A 20,290-nucleotide genomic window follows, 5' to 3' on the forward strand; every position below is an offset into this window, starting at 1 on the left:
GGCATATGCCATCAATTGACAAAATGCTAGCCTTTGCCAGATCCAAACACCACAAGGTGAAATATTCCATGGCCTACCCAGCTCGTCTGGGTCCAGGCTCCATGGACTGCTCATCCTTTGTCTACTATAGCCTCATAGCAGGGGGATTCTTGCCAGCCAACACCACCATAGGCAACACAGAAACCCTATACAAAGAAAAAGGCAAGGCCTTAGAAGAAATCTACTCCTACCAAGAAATCTTGCCCGGAGATATATTTATCAGGGGCATAGAGGGTAGATCTGCCGGAGCGGGAGGACACACGGGGATTTTCACCAGAAAAGGGGAAATCATCCACTGCAACGCCCTAAATAACACCGTAACCATCAACAACGAATCATCCTTCATCAGATATTTCTTGGACTGCAAGCGTTCATATGCCGAGCGCTACTTTAGGCCTGTAGGCAAAAGCGAGCAAAAATATATCAACAAAACTGGCAAGGCCATAGTCCACTACCCAACCAATGTCAGAGCCTACCCCTCAACCAAGGCCCCAATCGTAGCCACCTATCCAGCCAATTCCACCATCTACTATGATAGAATCCTTGTGGCAAACGGCTATTGGTGGCTATCATACATCGGCCAAAGCTCTGGCAAAAGAAGATATGTAGCCTACAAAGACAACAAAAATTCCTGGATTAGCCTCTAAAAGCTGGCATTATGGGTATAAATAAAGCAAATAATCACACTTACCCAGATAAAGGAGGCTATTTTGGCTGATAAAAATACACAAAATCAAAACGAAAAAGTAGAACAAAATAAAAATGCAGAAGCTTTAAGAAAAGACCTAGACCAAGGCGAAGAACTATACACAGGCTTTGGCTTTAGCAACATAGACACAGACGTAGAAGTCCAAAGCCCAGACCAAGCAAGCTCTATTGAAAAAGAAGAAAAAATCTTAGAAAAACCAAACTTAACAATAATAGATGATAGAAAAGAAGAGGAAGTAAAAGAGATCGAAATAAGGACAAAAGAAAGCACAGAAAGAAAAATCTCCTCAAAAATCACCAGCGAAAAAAGAGAAATACCAAAAGAAACAAAGGTAGTCATAGAGCCTCACCAAGGAAACATCAGAAGTCACCAATCCACTATGGATGGGAGAGAAGTACAAACAAAGTATCTCCTAGAAACAGAAGAGGGAAAGTCTTATCAAAGACCAATAACAAAGACTTACAGCGAAAGCTATAATAAAGTAAACAAAAACGTACAAAGATATGCCAACAAACAAAGCCCAGACTATGAACTCCAAGGCGTATACTTCACCAACAAACATCAAACAACCAACCCCCTAAGCCTCAAAAACCCACTAAACCAACACCCAACCATAAACCCAATACCAATCAAACGCCACTACAAAAATATAAAAACCAGCAAGAAAAAACAAATCCCATGGAAACCAATAGCCCTAGGCCTAGCCGCAACCATAGGAGCCTTCAAAATAATCACAGCAATCACAGATGATGAAGATGAAGGATTTATCTTTTAGCAAAAGAAACAAAACGCACTAAGAAAAAAATGGTGCGTTTTTTTAATAAAAACTTTTAGAAAAAATCTTTTTTATGATATGTTAGTATTGAACATATATATTCTCCCACACCTGTCATCCTCGAGGGAACGGATGTGACCGAAGGATCTTTTTAAAGAAATCATAAAAGAAAATATTTTTCTTTACTATACTATCAAAAGAGAATGAATATCTTTTATTCTTTTATAGGTTAGGGCTGTACCTTCGACCTAAGGGGGTAGGGTCGAGGGGTAGCGGAGACCCCTACGTCCCTTCCCCCTTACACCCCCAAACCCTTTTTACCCCCCCCCACCGCCACTGCGTGGTGCGCAGAGCAGTAGAAGTTCGCTCCGCGAATTCTTTTGTTTGTACTGGTAATACACTATTCACTGCACCACTAAGCCTACAAATAAAGAACCCATAGGTTATAGTGGTGGGAAAATTGTGCTGTTTTCAAATTGCAGAATTTCGTTAAGAAATCGCACTGTTTGAGCGTAGCGAGTTTGCGATTTTAGAAATTCAAGATTTAGAAAACACCAATTTTTATAGTATATACTATGGTTTCACCCTATCAAATCGCCAGAATTTGCAAAGCAAATTCTTACAGATTTTAGCACCACGCAGTGGCCGTTTCGAGGGGGTAGCAGAAAAAGGGGGTATAAGGGGGAAAACCGGTTGGGGAGAATCGGAACTCCCCTGGGTTTTCCCCCTTAGGACGAAGCTAAAACCTTAAATTATAAACAAATAAAAGATATCTATCCCTTTATAATTAACAAAGAGATATTAATTTTCAAATCTCTTTAATAAAGATCCTTCGGTTGTGTTCACTCCTTCGGTCGGCTCCGTTAGCCAAATCGTAGATTTGGACTTCGCGACATTTGACCTACCATCAATTCTCATATGAGAATTGGGTTAGGTCAAGAAGGATGACAGGTGTAGTGGATAACAAACATTAATAATTAAAAAACACAATAAAACACTATATCAAAAACGAAAGAAAATCATAAATAGAGGGTCGTAAACCCTCTGTTCAAAGCTCACACTTTATGGCACACTTAAAGTCTGATATAGACATCAAAGGTCATTTATTGTAAAATTATTACAGAAAGGAGACTCCTTATGTACCATATCATAGCTGTGCTTCCAGAAGAAGTGAAAGGATTTGGCTTGTGTGCTCGTATCTATACCGAGACAAGAACCTACATAGATGAGAAAACACCGACACATTTTTTAAATACTCTATACAAAGAAAAGGGCAGGTCAAAGAAAATTATGGACCAGAAATTTAAGTCCATTACCCAAATGTCAAGGAATATTCCCTACACCATCGACCAAAACCATGTGTTTTTTGGCTTCAAATACCGCAAGGCCATTTACGACAAGGAGGGGCGTGGCTTTGTCAATGTCACTTGGGTTGACCATATCGAAGGTTCTCAGATCATCCTAAGATCAGGCGAAGCAATATCGACCTTAAACAAAGCACCAAGCCTCGTCCAAAACAGAAACAATGCCCTATTAATGCTATATAGAGAAATCTCTGAGATCAATTATGACAACTTTACAACCATCAGATACATCAATGCCAACATAATAAATGACAAAAGTTACAAAATTGAAACAAAAAAGCCTTGACACTTTCATTTACAATGCTAAAATATAAGTGAACTATCTATAATCATTTGCCATTTCTATTGTAATGTATAGACAAATGATTGAAAATAGATTAAGAAAGCATGGGCTGAAATCTTAATCATGAGTGCAAGCAAATACTGATAGTTTACCAAAGACCATAGGCAAATATATAGAAAATAAATATATCTATAAAATTATTGGCCAAGGTCTTATAAATCTTTCATATTGCCAATATGATAAAATACCCATTTGTAACCATTATGAAGACAATATGTCTATTCTTTGATAGATATTTTTTAGAAATATTTATTTTTTTAAACAAATGTGTTGCAAAAATGTAGAATCTAGGGTAATATAGAAAGTGTAAAGTGAGTACTAATTAAAATAATTAGTAAATTAAAACGAGAAAACAAAAAGGAGAATATTTCTAATGAAAAGAAATAAAATCGCAGCTGGTGCATTAGCATTAGCTCTAGGACTTGGTGCAGTTGCACCTTCATTCGCAGCTGATACAAAAGTATCTGCAGAATTCACATATGACTACAAATTAGCTAAAAACGACTTTATCGAAAAATGGAATGCTTTAAGAGCAGCTGAAAAAGCTGTTGAAACAGCTAAAGCTAACGAAGAAGTAGCTAAAAAAGCTTACGAAGATGCTCTTGCAAAATTAGCAGTATTAGAAGCTAGATATGGCAAAACACCAGGAAAATATGCTGATACACCATACCAAGAAGATCTTGATCGTGCTATGAATGAAAAAGCAGCAGCAGTAGCAAAATATGAAGCAAATGCTGGTAGCTTTAGCAACAAACCAAATTATGATGTTCTAACAGCTAAATACATTGACAATCTATCAAAATATATCAATAAAGATGTAGATCTTCCAGCACAAGAAGCTCAAGCTGAAGCTCTTAAAGACATCATTGCTCTAAATGAAAAAGTAGCAAAATATGAAGAAGAAATCAAAGGTGTTGAAGATAAGAGAGCTGAACTTCAATCTGAAGTTTCTAGAAGACTTGGTGATTACAACGAAGCTGTAAATAAGAGACAAGAAGCTCAAAAAGCTCTAGCAGCAGCTCAAGCTAAATACGACGCAGCTAAAGAAAAACTTGTTAAAGAAGGTGTTTCTGTAGACGTAATCAACAGAGCTGAAAAAGCTGGCGACATCACACTTATCTTTGAAAATGTTAAACCAGCAAAACCAGCTGACAAAGATGAAATCAAACCAGAAACAAGAGCAGCTCTAGAAAAAGCTATCCTTGACGCTAAGATTCAAATCAAAGCTGTTGAAACATTAAAGAAAACAACACCAAAAACAATCGCTAAAGTTGTTGACAAACTTGACAAACTAGTTAAAGATGCTGAAGCAACAATCAAAGTATCTGAAGAACTTCTAGGCAAAAAAGCAGCTCTTAACCTAGTATCTACAGCATACGCTGCTGAAGAAGAAAAATCAGCTGAAGAAAAAGCTAAAGAATTAACAGAAAAATTAAACGAAAAAACAAAAGAGATCGAAGATACTCTTAAAGAAAACGAAAAAAATCAACCAGCTGAAGAAGAAGTAAAACCAGAAGACGATAAAAAAGACGAAAAAAAACCAGCTGACGACAAAAAAGATGAAGAAAAACCAGCTGAAGATAAAAAAGAAGATAAAAAAGAAGAAAAAACAACTACAACAACAAAAGTAGTTAAAAAAGCTGGTAATAACGCTAAAACAGGTATCGCTGGCGTAGCTGGCGTAGCAGGCGTTCTAGCAGCAGCTTCAGTTGCATACGCAGCAAGCAAAAAAAATAACTAATTAATAGTTATAAAAAAGAGCCCACAACAGAGTGCACTCAATAAGGCTTACAAATAAATAAAGAAAAGTAACGCGCGGTACTCACTTGAAAAAACCATCCACAGCAATGTGGATGATTTTTTTGCCAAAAAATCAGAAAAACGCCTTTTAAATACATTAATAATCGCCACCACTTATATTTTCATACACGCCCTGTAATCCTAAATGGAAGGTCTTTTTAAAAATGCAAGAAGAAAATATTATATTAAATACAAATTTTTTTCAGGGCTTACATTCTTCACCACACCTGTCATCCTAGAGGGAGGCCTTAAAGGCCGACCGAAGGATCTTTATAAAAAATTCCCAAAAAATATATTTTTCCACTTTTAAAGTGATAGATGTCTTATATTTGATCATTATTTAAGGCTATACCGTTGCACCTCGGGGGATAGGAATTAGGGGTAATTAGCCCGTCCGGCTGACAGAGGACAGACCCCTTTTTCCTACGGAAACTCGCTTTATTCAAAGCTCCTTCGTGCTATCGCACTGAGTTTCCGGGTTAAACAGCCGAAATCAACGGCTGTTTAACTCCCCCCCCCGATCCCCCTATACCTTCTACACCACCTCCGCTCCTGCGGAGAGCAATGAGCAGTAGAAGTTTGCTTCGCAAATTCTTTTGTTTGGACTGTTGATGCCACATACTACAAAAATGATATCAACAAACCTGTCATCCTCGAGGGAGGGACTATGGACCGACCGAAGGATCTCTAATAGAATTATTATCCTATGGGATTCTTCAGTCGCTATAGCTTCTTCAGAATGACAAGTGGGAGGGCACAAAACTGATAGTATAGAGGTGGGGAAATTGTGTTGTTTTCAAATTGCAGAATTTCGTTAAGAAATCGCACTGTTTGAGCGTAGCGAGTTTGCGATTTTAGAAATTCAAGATTTAGAAAACACCAATTTTTGTAGTATATAATGTGATTTCACCCAATCAAATTGCTAGAATTTGCAAAGCAAATTCTTACACATTCGCTCCACGCAGTGGCAGAGGGGTGAAATGGGTCGGGGGTCCGGGGAAGGGCAAAAGGGGCCTCTGCGCCCATATAGCCATGCGCCCCGGTGTCGAAGAATAAACCTTAAATAATAATTAAATAAAAGGCACCTATTCCTATATTATTAGGAAGAAAATTATTTTCTTTTATGACTTCTTTTATATAGATACTTCGTTCGGCCTTACAAAGGCCTCTCTCAAGGATGACAGTGTGCTGGAGGAATGAGTTTTAATGTATAAAAATTAAAATTTTCCTATAGTTTTTGAAAACTATAGAACCCTCCATTTCTTTTGACTAAAGTCCAGAAAAATTGTATAATCATTGTGACTAAGTGTAAGTATTTTACTTACTTTAACACTAATTAGGAGACTAATATGTATAAGAAAAATATTAAAGTTGGAGCACTTGTTTTGGCGCTTTCTTTTTCTGTTGCCAATCTTCAAGGACCACTACATACTAATACGGTCTATGCAAGTGAAGTGAGTGCGCCTACTAGTGAAAATTCCGCTGTCGATGCAAATTCTTTGAAGTCTTTGGTCGATGAAAGTGCGAATGTTAAAAAATCTAAGAAATATAACAATGCAACTCAAAGTGAAAAGAAAGCTTATGATGATGCTATTGCAAATGCTTCTAGTGAGCTTGACAAAGAGAATCCGGCCAATATCGAAAAGCTTTATCAGGCTATAAAAGATGCAATGGATAAACTTTCTGGCAATGTCTATGTTACTAGTGATGCCCGTGATGGTTTATCTTCTACTATTGCTATGGCAAGTAAATTAGCAGCTGATGAAGCTCTTGATGAAACTAATAAGAATAGCCTTAATGAAGCTATAGATAAGGCTAAGGGTACATTGGCAGATGTTGAAAAATCTACCGATGAGATTGATAAGGCAAATTCTGATCTTGCTAGTCTAATTGATAAAATTGTGAGCGAGAAAAAACTTGATGCTAGCAAGTATGTCCTAAGTGGAGACGAACTTTCTAATCTAGAGTCTGCAGAGCTCGCAGCTTATGGTAAGGCTAGAACTAATCTTCTTGAATTGATTAATAATGCAAAGAAGTTCCACGATGCTAATAAGAGTGCCGGTTTTGATAATAAGCTTGCTGATGCTATTAATGCTGGCGTTGATGTTTATAATAACGTGAATGCTGAAACTGATGCTTTACAAAAGGCTTACGATGGCCTAAATAAGGCTTTAAGCGATGCTCAACTTGCAAAAGATGAGAATAATACAGAGCTTAGCAGGTTAAAATCAAATCTAGAAAGCCTAGTTAATGAAAACTTTGCTGGAAAAGACAAGGCGAATAAGATTGCCCAAAGAACTTATGAGAATGCCCTTGCCTATGGTAAAACAGTTTTGGAAAAGAAAGATGCTAATCCTGCTGACTACCAAAGAGCTATCAAAAGCATAAGTATGGCAAAACTTGCTCTAAAACCAGTTGAAACCAAGACTATAGATGACGGAAAAACTGAAATTCAAAGAGCAATTGAAAAGCTAAATAGATTAATAGAAGAAGCTGACACAATCAAAAATTCTAACGATTACAAAAATGCAGATAAAGATTCAAAAGATGCCTACGATATAGCCATTGAGGAAGCGAAAAAACTTAACGAAAAAGACAAGGAAAGCTTGGAAAAAGTCAATAGTGCTATTGGACTAATAGAGTCTGCAAAAGTAGGCTTTGGCAAAACTTCTGATGATAATGAAGAGCTAAAGGCAGAAGCAAAGGCCCTACTTGATAAATTGAATACTTATACAAGCGATAAGGAAAATGTAAAATCAAGCAATTCATATAGGCAAGCTAAAGAAGACCTAAAAACTGCTTATGATGAGGCTATTAAAGAAGCCCTTGCATTACAAACAAAGAAAGCTAATGAAAAGGCGATCACCCTTGAAGAGCTTAAAACTGCAGTAGATAAGGTAGAAAAAGCCCTCAAAGACATTGGCTATGATGCAAAAACAACTTATCCAAATGACCTACAAGCTTTAGTTGAAGAGGCAAGTGAATTTAGGAAAGAAAAGAAATTCACCGACAAAGCTTTATCAGGCAACGATTATGAAAAAAGGCTTATAAATACCTATAACGAGCGTATAGAAGAGGCAAAAAAATATCTAAATAGTGGCAAAAATGACCAAGCAACACTAGATGATTATGCAACGGTTATTAACAATCTTAAGAAAGCTATTCTTGATGAGATTAGCCAAGTTGAGCTTGACCTAAGAGGAGAGCTTAGAAAAGCAAATCGCTTGATAAGTAAAGAAAGTTTCAAAACAGCAGAATCAAGCGCAGATGAGGATAAGAAAAAAATTGCTGATGACTACAAGGAGCTTATAGAAAAAGCTAACAGCATCATAGCTAATGAAAACAGATCAGATGCTGATATGTCAAAACTTGTCGAAGACTTGAAAAATGCTCGTACAGTCATAGAAAATTTAGATCCACAAAATATAGCTATTGCTAAGATCAATGATTATATGGAACCTATAAGAAAAGTTTACAATCATCCAAAATATTTAAAAGTAGCACAAAATAATAAGACTAGATTGGAAAATGCTGTCAAAGCTGTTGAAGATACTGACTTTACAAAAGAAGTTTCTCAGGATAAGCTAGATTCATTGATCAGCGATCTTGAAGCAGGTCTTAATGCTAGCGATATTAAGGCAATAGTTGAAGAAATCAAAAAAAATAAAGAAACTAAATTAGAAGATCTTGTTGTAAAAGAATTAGTTGATGTTGCTAAGGAAGTTCAAAATCACCCAGACTTTAATGGCGTGACTCAAACCAATAAGAAATCTCTAAATGAAGCTCTAGTGGCCTTGGAAGCAGCTATAGAATCTAATAACAAAGAAGACATCGAAGCTGCAAGAACTAGGTTAATTAGTATGCTTAATGCACAAGATATAAAGAAAATCACCCAAGAAGTTCTAGCTAAAAGATCTGGCAAAACTGACACAGGTCTTGAAAAGAAGACTGAACAATTACAACAATTAATAGCTATTGGCGAAAAAGTTCAATCTCACAAAAACTATGAATCTATCAAAGATGAATTAAAAGAAGAACTAGCAGATGCTATTAGCAAGGCAAAAGCTGCTGTTACCACTGAAGATGCTAGTAAAATTGACCAAGCCTTTAATAAGCTAAATGAAGTGTTGGCTAAGGAAAGATTTAAAGATATCCTAAAAGACATCAAAGATTCTATGGTCAATGATTATAAGACCAAGATAAATGAATTTATTAAGGGAGATGCATCATTTAGACGTGAGATCAAATATATTAAGGCACAAAAGAGCCTAAAAGAAGCCTATATCAAAGCCCTTGATGATGCAAAGAAATTGATAGAAAAATCTGATGCAAGCAGTGAAGAAATCAAAGATGCTTATGATAAGCTATTTGATGCTCGCAAAGAATTAGATGGCGATAAGTTCGAAGAAAGATTTGAAGCTCTGGCTAAAAAATACAAAGATAATTCTGATAAAATAACCGATTCTAAGATAAAAGCTGCTATTGCTGACAAAATCAACGCCCTTAACGAAGATGGCAAGGCTATGGACGACCTCATAGCTGTAGAAAAGGAACTAACCAATGCCCTACCAAAAGAAGGGGCTAAGGTAAGTGTAACAACTACAAGAGGAGGCGTACAAACTCCTGTAACTACAACAAGTACAAAAACAGTACCTGTTACAACAACCAAGAGTGTTCCAACAACAGTAACACCAGGATCAATTGTAAGAACAGGTATAGATTCTGTCATAGGTTATGTGGCAGTCCTAGCAATAGCAATATTGGGCTATGTATTTGTTTCAAAAAAGGGTAAAAAAGATAATACAACTGATAAAAATGAAAAGAAAACTTTCCAAGGAGATAAAAATGAATAATACAAGTAAGACAATTCTAGCAACTCTAGCGCTTTCTTTAGCACTAGTAGGTTGCGACAACGTAGTAAAAAATGACAAAGAAGGCGAAGCTCCAGTAGTTGAAGAAAACACTGAAAATGCTCCAGCAGAAAATGCTGAAGAAGCTACTGATCAAAAAGCAGAAGACCAAGCAAGCGAAAATACTGACGAAAATGCTGACGAAAACTCAGAAGAAGATCCAGCAGAAGGTACAGAAGAAAATGCTGATGAAAACGCAGAAGAAACAGAAGATGACATGGCAAATGCTTCTGACCAAGATATCAGAGAAACACTAGAACAAGCAATCTTTGATAACAGAACACAAGCTCGTGCTATAGAAATCTTACTAGAAATGACACCAGAACAAGTAGCTGATATCAAACCAGAACTAGAACAAATGCTTGAAGATTCAAACCAACTAATTGACGAAGCACAAGCAACTCTAGATCAACTTGGAAACTAAAAAGATAAAAAAAGGGGAACTCCAAAAAATGGAGTTCCTCTTATAATACAAAATTAATCTTCAAAAATATCTAAATACTTTCCGTATCCTTCTTTTTCTAAATCTTCCTTTGGGATAAATCTGAGACTAGCCCCGTTGATACAATAGCGTAGTCCACCAAGTTCTGCTGGTCCATCAGGAAAAACATGTCCTAGGTGGCTGTCAGCATCCTTACTTCTTACCTCAGTACGAACCATGCCGTGAGAGAAGTCTTCATGCTCCACTATATCAGAATCATCAAGTGCCTTAGAAAAAGAAGGCCATCCACAACTTGCATTGAACTTATCCTTTGATGAAAAAAGAGCTTCACCAGAAACTATATCAACATAAATTCCATCTTCATAAAAATCATCATACTCAGAAGAAAAAGGCCTTTCCGTAGCCGAATGTTGGGTCACTTCATAGGATATTAGAGAAAGATTTTTCTTTAATTCTTCATCACTTGGCTTATTATACATAAAAAATCCTCCTTAAAGCATGCACAAAAACATTTTTACTTATGTGTTTCTTTGACTATACTATCATTATTGATAAATCAAAAGGTTTTTGTATTAATATATGAAAAAATTAAAATATTTTTATCGATATAGGCGATATCAACAAAGGATTTTTATAAAAAAAGTAAAAAGAAAAACTTTTCTTTTTACTTTTAAAGTGATGAATGTCTAGTATTCTCTCTATACTTTTAGGCTGTACCTTCGACCTAAGGGGGTAGGGTCGAGGGGTAGCGGAGACCCCTACGTCTCTTCCCCCTTAGTGCAACGGTACATCCTAAAACAAGAGAGAGATTCTAAGACATTCAAAACATTTGAAATAAAAAGAAAAATCTTTCTTTACTAATCTCTTTAAAAGATCCTTCGGTCGGCTCTTAAAAGAACCTCCCTCGAGGATGACAAGTGTGTTGATGAGATTCCGTTAGTAGGCATAATAAAAGTTAATCCAATTCTATATGATAAATAAATCATACATATACATTAGGATTAGATTTATTGGAACAATATAAAACTCCTTTTAATGAAAAAACTGTAATATTCACCCTTAATGGAAAATATTTTTTTAATCAAATACCAATTTATAGGATTTGATTTTTTATTTATTGATAGTACACTAATAATGTAATTAGCAATTAACACTAGCGAGTGCTAAAAATAATTAAGGAGATAATTTATGGAATTAAAACCTATAGGAGATAGAGTCGTTATTAAAAAAGCTGAGGCAGAAAAGACAACTCAATCTGGAATTGTTCTTCCAGAATCTGCTCAAGAAAAACCTGTATATGCAGAGGTTGTAGCTATCAGTGATGATATTTTGAAAGATGAAAAGAGAAAAGATTCTCTTGCTGTTGGGGACAAGGTAATATATTCTCAATACGCAGGTACTGAAGTTAAACTAGAAGATACTGATTACATTGTTGTAAAATACATTGATATTTTGGCAGTTGTAAAATAAGAAAGGATATAAATAATGGCTAAAGATATTTATTATGGTAAAGATGCCCGTGATGGTTTAGAACGTGGTGTCGACAAACTAGCAAATGCAGTTAAAGTTACTCTTGGACCAAAGGGACGTAATGTTGTCCTTGACAAATCATATGGTGCACCAACAATCACAAACGATGGTGTAACAATTGCCCAAGAGATTGAACTTGAAGATAGATTTGAAAATATGGGTGCTCAACTTGTAAAAGAAGTTGCTACAAAGACAAATGATGTAGCAGGTGATGGTACAACAACAGCTACAGTTCTTGCTCAAGCTATTATCAAAGAAGGACTTAAAAACCTTGCAGCTGGAGCAAACCCAATTGTTTTAAACAAGGGACTTAAGAAAGCAACAGATGTTACAGTTGAATATATCAAAGAAAATTCTCATGATATAGTAGATAAGCAATCTATAGAAAACGTTGGAACAATCTCATCAGCTGACCCAGAAATTGGTAAATTTATAGCTGATGCTATGGAAAAAGTTGGCAACGATGGGGTAATCACAGTTGAAGAATCTAAAACAACTGATACTTACCTAGATGTTGTAGAAGGTATGCAATTTGATAAGGGATACCTATCACCATATATGGCAACAGACAATGAAAAAATGGTTGCAGAACTTGAAGATCCATACATCCTACTAACAGATAAGAAGATCTCAAACATCCAAGACCTACTACCATTACTTGAACAAATAGTCCAAGCTGGTCGTCCACTACTTATCATAGCTGATGATGTAGACGGAGAAGCCCTAACAACACTTATCCTAAACAAACTAAGAGGAACATTTAACGTAGTAGCAGTAAAAGCGCCAGGCTACGGTGATAGAAGAAAAGCAATGCTTGAGGATATTGCAATTCTAACAGGTGCAAAAGTTATTTCTGAAGACCTAAACATGGATCTTAAAGAAACAGAAATGGAAATGCTAGGATCAGCTAAGAAAGTAAAAGTTGACAAAGATAACACTACAATAGTAGAAGGCAAAGGTGACAAAGATGCTCTAGAAGAAAGAGTAAGCCACATCCGTCAACAAATCGAAGCTGAAGAATCCACATATGAAACAGAAAAACTACAAGAAAGAGTAGCAAAACTTGCAGGTGGAGTTGCAGTTATAAACGTAGGTGCAGCAACAGAAACTGAAATGCAAGAAAAGAAATACAGAATAGAAGACGCCCTATCAGCAACAAGAGCAGCAGTAGAAGAAGGAATAGTAGCTGGTGGTGGAGTAGTCCTAATCGGAGCTATAGAAAAAGTAGCAGAACTTAAAGAAAGCTTAGAAGGTGACGAAAAAACAGGAGCAGCAATCATAGAAAAAGCCCTAGAATCACCACTAAGACAAATAGTAGAAAACGCAGGAATGGACGGATCTGTAATAGTACAAAACGTAAAAGAATCCGCAAAAGACGAAGGCTACGATGCATATAACAACAAATACGTAAATATGTTCGAAGAAGGAATAGTAGAACCAACAAAAGTAACAAGAAGCGCCCTACAAAACGCAGTAAGCGTATCAGGAATGATACTAACAACAGAAGCAGCAGTAGCAGACATACCAAAAGAAGAACCAGAAATGCCAGCAGGCATGCCTGGAATGTATTAAACTAGCCCGTCCGGCTGAAGGAGGACCCTCCACGGAGTGGTCTTGCGAAGCAAGAAGCCTGCCCGGCGTCCTGAGAGGAGTCTCGCCCAAAATACGAGAAGAAACCGCAGGAGCGAAGCAACGAGGACTAAGCCAAGCGGCGTTTGAGCGATAAAACTGCCGAAGGCACAAAAGCAAGCCCGTCCGGCTGATGGAGGACCCACCATGGAGTGGTCGCAGAAGCGAAGCGACGAGAATCACGCCCCTCCGGCGTCCTGAGAGGAGTCTCCATGAAATGGTCTTGCGAAGCAAGAAGCTGGAGTATAAGCGATATAAAAAGAAAGTAAAACCAGTAGGATTTAACAATCCTGCTGGTTTATTTCTTTTAGACAATGGATTATAAAAATGGGCCGAGGTGAAAGGCATAGATCCATGCTCCTCACCTTATCGTCATCATAGAGCGACCTCAGGGAACGAAGGATCCCCTTAAGTAACATTCTCTAGGAGATATTTCGCATTCGCTCAATATTACAGGTGTTCTTTTATAAATATAGAAAAAATAGAGAAAATGGTAAGGATACAGTAAATAGTACAATTTAAAATCGAATATCTGATACAATAAATAATAAGAAATCATAGGGGGATTTTAAATTGGCTAAACACTACGAAGAAGACTTCAAGAAACAGATGGTAGAAATCTTTAACCAAGGTAACTACACATATAAAAAATTGGGAGAAGAATACGACATAGCACCATCAACAATAAGAGATTGGGTTAATAGATACAACAGCTCAAATTCCTTCAACATTGATGACAATAGAACAGAAGAAGAAAAGGAATTAATCAAACTAAGAAAAAAAGTAAAACAGCTTGAAATGGAAAATGATATTTTAAAGCAAGCTGCACTACTACTAGGCAAAAAGTAAAGCTCATAATCTCAAACAGGGATAAATACAGTACTAGTGCAATGTGTAAGCTTTTAGGTATACCAAGAAGTTTAATATACTATCATCTAAACAAAAAAGAATCAAAAGACACCCTAAAAACCGAAGAGCTTTTAGAAGAAAAAATCAAAGAAATATTCAGGAAAAGTAAAAATTCATACGGATCAAGAAAAATCAAAGTAGAGTTAGAAAAACAAAATATCACAGTATCAAGAAGAAAAATATGCAGAATAATGAAAAAACATGCACTAGTATCAAGCTATACAGTAAAACAATACAAGGTAGAAAAAACCACATGTAACAACAAAAAGATTAATAACAAGATAGATAGACAATTTGACAATAGGCCATCTTTACAAGCATGTGTAAGTGACTTGACTTACGTAAGAGTAGGAAATAGTTGGAACTACATCTGTGCAATAATCGATTTACACAATCGAGAAATAATAGGATATGCAGCAGGAAAAAATAAGAGCGCAGATTTAGTAAAAGAAGCAATATATTCAATCAAGTACCCATTAAATAAAATAAAAATATTTCACACAGATAGAGGACGAGAATTTGACAACAAAAGCATAGATGAAATTCTAGACATATTTGGCATAGAAAGATCCTTAAGTGGAAAGGGAAGTCCATATGATAATGCAGTAGCTGAAGCATTTAATAAGGTGATGAAAACAGAATTTGTTTATCAGAAAGAATTTAAAAACTTAAAACAACTAAAATTAGAACTATCAGAATATGTTTATTGGTACAACAACCTAAGAATCCATGGATCCTTAGGTTACTTGTCACCAGTTAAATATAGAAACCAAATCTTAGCTAGTAACTAGTTAAAATTATAATGGTGCGTTCGATTTTAGATTGTACAAATAGGTGTTGACAATCCAAAATCAATTACTGAATTGGTTGGGGTGAAAGGCTTAGAAGCTTCGGGCCTCACCTTCTCGTCATCCTCGAGGGAGCAAAAGCGACCGAAGGACCTTCCAAAGTACGATAAACTAGGGGATATTTCGCATTCGCTCAATATGACAGATGTTGTAGTTAGATCAGCTATAGAAAATTAACACCACTGTCATCCTAGCGTGACCGCAGGGAACGAAGGATCCCCTTAAGTAACATTCTCTAGGAGATATTTCGCATTCGCTCAATATGACAGTGGTACTTATATAAAACTATAAACAAAAAAATCAGACTAAAGTCTGATCACTTATAATATGGTCGGGGTGAAAGGATTTGAACCTTCGACCCCGTGTTCCCGAAACACGTGCGCTACCAAGCTGCGCCACACCCCGATAAGTATATGGTACTTTTGTATTTCTTTTTTGCACATATATGTTAGGTATTAACAAAGCTATTTAGTGATTAAGTTAAGTAGATTTTGATTTTATTCCTAGCAAAATGTTTTGTATTAATCTTTGACAAATTATAATATATCATTTTCTTTACTTATTATTCAATTGTATATTTTCTCAAATTTATAAAAACAAGAGATTCTTGTCAATGAAAACGATTATATTTTTACAATAAAACTAAAAACATATTTTAAAATAAAACACTGCAGATGCCTTTCTAATAACTTATAAATACTGGAGGGTAATTATGACTGAATATTACAACGCATGGAAAGAAATGTTTGAGAATTCTCAAAAAATGATGAATGACTGGATGGGAGCTTTTACTAATCCTGGCCAAGCTAAGGATAGTACTGAAACAAGTGCAAGCTTCAATCCTTACAACTATCAAGATTTTGTTAATATGCAACAAAATTGGTACAAAGATTGGAAAAATATGTACCAAGGAATGAACAATATGTACAAAGGGATGAATACAGCAAATTTAATGTTTAACGGTCCTTACCAAGTTTGGGTTGATATGATGGATTCTTATAATCCATTCCAAATAGGCCAAAGCATGAATCCTTTTAACCGTGACGTTTTTGAAAAAATGCAAAATTCACAAAAGTTGTATCTATTACTTTATGAACAATGGAAACAATTTAATGACCAAATTATAAAACCAGGTAGTGATAATCTAAATAAGAATATCCATGAAATGGCTGAACAGTTTAATCAAGTGTTCACATCTAACTTTATCCCACTATTACCAAAGGAATTGCAAGGTCTTGCACTAAATACTCAAAGCTATTTCAACACATATTTTAAATCAATGGAAAACTTCTTGGGTCCATGGGCCTATGCTTATCAAAATATTGCTGATATTACAATGCAAAGTATGTTTGATGATCCAATGAAGTTCTCTGATACACTAAAACAATGGAAGGCTGCTTATGACCAAACATTTGGTATTTTGGTTAAATCACCAGTGGTTGGATCATCACGTGAGCTATTGGAACAAAACAACAAGGCTGTCAATGCTATGATTGAAATGCTTGTTGCAGTTTCTGAATATATGACAAGAACAGCTTCAATAGGATATAAGTACTCAAAAGAATACTTTGAAAACTATGCAACATCAATTCAAGAAGGAGAGCAACCAAAGACATTTAAAGAATTCTATGATATGTGGTCTAAGTATGTTGAGGATGCTATCGAAACATATTTCTACACAGATGAATTTGCAGAAGTTTTAGCAAAAACAGCGGAAACTTCAATGATATTTAAAGTTGAATATGATAAAGTTATAGAAAAATCTCTATCTAACCTACCAATAGTTACTATCTCACAAGTTGATGGCGTATATGAAAAAGTATACAACTTAAGACGCGAATTAAGAGAAGTGAAAAAAGAACTAGAGGATTTAAAGGCTAGCCTTAATACAAAAACTGAACAAAAATAAGATGAATAATTAGATTGTGGAGGTTTATAATGTACGGAGATTTCAATTTCTTTGATATGAAAACCACTGTGGAAGATAATATCAAAACCCAAGAAAAATTTTTAAAAAGCTTTGAATCTATGATGAATGTCGAGGGCAACCTTGCTAATCAAACTCCTAGAGAGCTAGTATTCAAAGAGGATAAACTAAAACTTTATCACTACAACAAACAAGCTACAAAGGTAAGCAAGACACCAACTCTTATTGTATATGCCTTGGTAAATACTCCATCTATGATGGATATCAGCCAAGATAAATCTTTTATCAAAAAATTAGTAGAAAGTGGTCTTGACCTATACCTTATCGAATGGGGATACCCAACTCAAGAAGATAAGTATTTAACCCTTGACGATTATATTAATATCTATATAGATGATTGTGTTGACCATATTAGGAAAGAAAATAAAGTTTCTAAGATCAACATCCTAGGCGTATGCCAAGGTGGTACTTTCTCATTAATGTATACAGCTTTGCATCCTGAGAAAATCAAAAATGTAGTAACAATGGTAACACCAGTGGACTTCTCTACTGATGATGGATTGCTATTCAAATGGGGCAAATACCTAAGCCCAGATACAATGGTAGATGCTTTTGGTGTGGTACCAGGTGATTTTATGAACACAGGATTTTTGACCCTAAGGCCAATTTCTCTTATGGTAAACAAATACGTGGATGTTATAAATGACCTAGAAGACCCAGACTATGCTGCAAACTTCATGACCATGGAAAAATGGATATTTGACTCACCAGGCCAAGCTGGTAATGCTTACAAGGAATTCCTAAATTCTATGTATAGAGAAAACAAACTAGCTAAGGGTGAGATGGATATAGCAGGCAAGAAAGTTGACCTAAAAAAGATTACTCAACCTGTATTAAACCTATATGCTCAAAAAGATAACCAAGTTCCAAACGCTGCATCTATACCACTAAAAGACCTAACAGGATCTAAAGACTTCACAGAAAAATGCTTCCCAACTGGTCATATTGGAATGTTTGTAAGTGGCAGAAGCCAAAAAGAAGTAGCGCCAACTGTTGTTGAATGGCTACAACAACGTTCTTAATAAAGGAGCGATGATGGAAGAGATTAAAGGATTAACAATAGATCAATTGGAAGTTGGACAAAAAGTTTCATTTACAAAGACAGTAACAGAAGCAGATGTATATAACTATGCAGGAGTTTCTGGAGATTTTAACCCAGCTCATATGAACGAAGAATATGCAAAAAACACTGCCTTTAAGACACGTATAGCTCATGGCATGCTTTCAGCAGGATTCATATCTGCAGTTCTTGGAACAAAACTTCCAGGACCTGGAACAATTTATCTTAACCAAGACTTAAGATTTACCAAACCAGTGCATTTTGGAGATACCATTACTGCAACCATAACTGTTGAAGAATTGATAAAGGAAAAAAATAGAGCAATACTAAAAACAGTTTGTACAAACCAAGATGGTGACGTTGTTGTAGAGGGCACAGCAAAGGTAATGTCACCAAAATAAAATAAAGTTTGAAGGAAGCTTCTTTGGAGGCTTTCTTTTTTTGATATCGTTATCAACAAATAATTAACATTTAATTCTTATGATGTTATAATATAGAATATAGACTTATATAATGAGATTAATGGCAGAAAATAAACTATTAAATCTCATCATGCTTAAGCGAGAGTATTTTATCGCTTACATAAGAATTGTTATTCTAGAAAAAATAAAAGGAGTGAATCATGGACGTTTATGAAAAAGCATTAGAAAAGCATAAAGAATGGCAAGGTAAGGTTGGCACAGATGTAAAGGCTAAGGTTAATAATGCCGAAGATTTGACCTATGCTTACACACCAGGAGTTGCTGAACCTTGTAGAGAGATTGCAAAAGATGAAGCTTTAGCATACGAATACACAATGAAAGCAAATACTATTGCAGTAGTAAGTGATGGTTCTGCTGTTCTAGGACTTGGTAATATCGGTCCAAAAGCAGCTTTGCCTGTTATGGAAGGAAAGGCAGTACTTTTCAAAGAATTTGGTGGAGTAAATGCTGTTCCAATAGTTGTAGACACCCAAGATCCTGATGAAATCATAAATATTGTGAAAAACATAGCGCCAGGCTTTGGTGGAATCAACCTTGAAGATATATCTTCACCAAGATGTGTATATATAGAAGATACACTAAAGGAAGAACTAGATATACCAGTATTCCACGATGACCAACACGGTACAGCAATTGTAACAGTAGCAGCTCTTATCAATGCTCTAAAACTAGTAGACAAAAAACCGGAAGACATCAAACTAGTAATATCCGGAGCTGGTGCAGCAGGATTTTCTTGTGCAAAACTAATAAGAGATTTGGGAGTAAAAAACATCATAGTATGCGACTCACGTGGAGCAATCAGCGAACTTATGCTAAACTCAGGCAACCCAGTAAAAGCGCAAATTGCAGAAATGTTTAACCCAGAAAACTTTGAAGGAAGCCTAAAAGAAGCCTTGGTTGGAGCAGACGTATTTGTAGGAGTATCAGCACCAAATATCATTGACGGTGATGACATCAAAAATATGAACGATGATGCCATAGTATTTGCCATGGCAAATCCAGTGCCAGAAATAGACTACAACGAAGCCATAGAAGCTGGTGCAAAAGTAGTAGCAACAGGCAGATCTGACTATCCAAACCAAATAAATAACGTCCTAGCCTTCCCAGGAATCTTCAAAGGAGCCCTAGAATCTCGCGCACCACAAATTACAGATGAGATGAAAATGACGGCAGCAAAAGCTCTGGCAGCCTTTGTAGAAGATGACGAACTAAATCCAGAATACGTAATCCCATCAGCCTTTGAAGAGGGCATAGCAGAAGCAGTAAGTAAGGCTGTAAAGACTCTAAAATAATTGATAATATAAGTTTTGAAAGTAAAATTATAAAAGAAAGTAAAGAGACATGTTACTAAGTAACAGTCTCTTTTGTTTTTAAAAAACAAAAAGAAAATCTTTTTAGATATATGATTTATTTTGATTATTGTAATTGATTTAGAGATTTTTTAGTATATAACTTTGACTTAC

At 35.8% G+C, this 20,290-nt stretch carries 14 protein-coding genes and 1 tRNA gene; 13 read left to right on the forward strand and 2 right to left on the reverse strand.

Annotated features, from left to right (window positions below; all coding sequences use genetic code 11):
* The first annotated feature begins 5 nt into the window (after window positions 1-5).
* From BN38_RS07830 to BN38_RS07855, 6 genes are all read left to right on the forward strand, one after another.
* On the forward strand, window positions 6-686 hold the full coding sequence (locus tag BN38_RS07830) for a peptidoglycan amidohydrolase family protein (RefSeq protein WP_044566631.1): 681 nt from the start codon (window positions 6-8) through the stop codon (window positions 684-686).
* A gap of 63 nt (window positions 687-749) precedes the next feature.
* Window positions 750-1,523, forward strand: a complete 774-nt coding sequence (locus BN38_RS07835; protein WP_044566632.1) for a hypothetical protein — start codon at window positions 750-752, stop codon at window positions 1,521-1,523.
* 1,137 nt (window positions 1,524-2,660) lie between these two features.
* A complete protein-coding gene (locus BN38_RS07840) occupies window positions 2,661-3,173 on the forward strand; it encodes a hypothetical protein (RefSeq protein ID WP_044566633.1) in 513 nt (170 codons plus the stop codon).
* A 430-nt stretch (window positions 3,174-3,603) separates the two neighbouring features.
* The gene (locus BN38_RS11125; protein ID WP_044566635.1) at window positions 3,604-4,971 is read left to right on the forward strand and encodes a hypothetical protein; all 1,368 of its coding nucleotides are present in this window, start codon (window positions 3,604-3,606) and stop codon (window positions 4,969-4,971) included.
* A gap of 1,408 nt (window positions 4,972-6,379) precedes the next feature.
* Window positions 6,380-9,883: a coiled-coil domain-containing protein gene (locus tag BN38_RS07850; RefSeq protein WP_044566637.1), complete on the forward strand. Its 3,504-nt coding sequence runs from the start codon at window positions 6,380-6,382 to the stop codon at window positions 9,881-9,883.
* Window positions 9,876-10,364: a hypothetical protein gene (locus BN38_RS07855; RefSeq protein WP_044566641.1), complete on the forward strand. Its 489-nt coding sequence runs from the start codon at window positions 9,876-9,878 to the stop codon at window positions 10,362-10,364. Before BN38_RS07850 ends, BN38_RS07855 begins: the two co-directional genes overlap by 8 nt.
* A gap of 53 nt (window positions 10,365-10,417) precedes the next feature.
* Here the strand turns inward: BN38_RS07855 and msrB are convergent, their stop codons facing one another.
* Window positions 10,418-10,861 carry a peptide-methionine (R)-S-oxide reductase MsrB gene (gene msrB, locus BN38_RS07860; RefSeq protein WP_044566643.1) on the reverse strand — a complete coding sequence of 148 codons (444 nt, stop codon included), beginning with the start codon at window positions 10,859-10,861 and terminating at the stop codon, window positions 10,418-10,420.
* Window positions 10,862-11,570: 709 nt separating this feature from the next.
* Here msrB and BN38_RS07865 point away from each other — a divergent pair.
* The 3 genes from BN38_RS07865 to BN38_RS07880 all read left to right on the forward strand — a co-directional run bounded on the left by BN38_RS07865 (window position 11,571) and on the right by BN38_RS07880 (window position 15,241).
* Complete coding sequence (locus tag BN38_RS07865; protein ID WP_044566645.1) at window positions 11,571-11,852, forward strand: co-chaperone GroES; 282 nt, start codon at window positions 11,571-11,573, stop codon at window positions 11,850-11,852.
* A gap of 15 nt (window positions 11,853-11,867) precedes the next feature.
* Window positions 11,868-13,484, forward strand: coding sequence for a chaperonin GroEL (gene groL / locus BN38_RS07870; RefSeq protein ID WP_044566647.1), 1,617 nt, complete (start codon window positions 11,868-11,870; stop codon window positions 13,482-13,484).
* A gap of 666 nt (window positions 13,485-14,150) precedes the next feature.
* Window positions 14,151-15,241 (forward strand): IS3 family transposase gene (locus BN38_RS07880; RefSeq protein ID WP_230197761.1). Its coding sequence is split into 2 segments (ribosomal slippage): window positions 14,151-14,388 and window positions 14,388-15,241, totalling 1,092 coding nucleotides; the frame shifts between segments, so codons are not numbered across the junction.
* A gap of 385 nt (window positions 15,242-15,626) precedes the next feature.
* On the opposite strand, the gene BN38_RS07885 is transcribed toward BN38_RS07880, so the two are convergent.
* Window positions 15,627-15,703 (reverse strand) — tRNA-Pro (locus BN38_RS07885).
* 307 nt (window positions 15,704-16,010) lie between these two features.
* Here BN38_RS07885 and BN38_RS07890 point away from each other — a divergent pair.
* The 4 genes from BN38_RS07890 (at window position 16,011) to BN38_RS07905 (ending at window position 20,119) form a co-directional block, all read left to right on the forward strand.
* Window positions 16,011-17,207, forward strand: a complete 1,197-nt coding sequence (locus BN38_RS07890; protein WP_044566652.1) for a poly(R)-hydroxyalkanoic acid synthase subunit PhaE — start codon at window positions 16,011-16,013, stop codon at window positions 17,205-17,207.
* Between the two features lie 29 nt (window positions 17,208-17,236).
* Window positions 17,237-18,307, forward strand: a complete 1,071-nt coding sequence (gene phaC, locus BN38_RS07895) for a class III poly(R)-hydroxyalkanoic acid synthase subunit PhaC (protein WP_044566653.1) — start codon at window positions 17,237-17,239, stop codon at window positions 18,305-18,307.
* Window positions 18,308-18,329: 22 nt separating this feature from the next.
* A complete protein-coding gene (locus BN38_RS07900; RefSeq protein WP_044566865.1) occupies window positions 18,330-18,746 on the forward strand; it encodes a MaoC family dehydratase in 417 nt (138 codons plus the stop codon).
* A 221-nt stretch (window positions 18,747-18,967) separates the two neighbouring features.
* On the forward strand, window positions 18,968-20,119 hold the full coding sequence (locus BN38_RS07905) for an NAD(P)-dependent malic enzyme (RefSeq protein WP_044566655.1): 1,152 nt from the start codon (window positions 18,968-18,970) through the stop codon (window positions 20,117-20,119).
* Window positions 20,120-20,290: the final 171 nt, after the last annotated feature.

It is taken from the genome of Anaerococcus provencensis (genome assembly GCF_000312365.2).
Lineage (GTDB): Bacteria > Bacillota > Clostridia > Tissierellales > Peptoniphilaceae > Anaerococcus > Anaerococcus provencensis.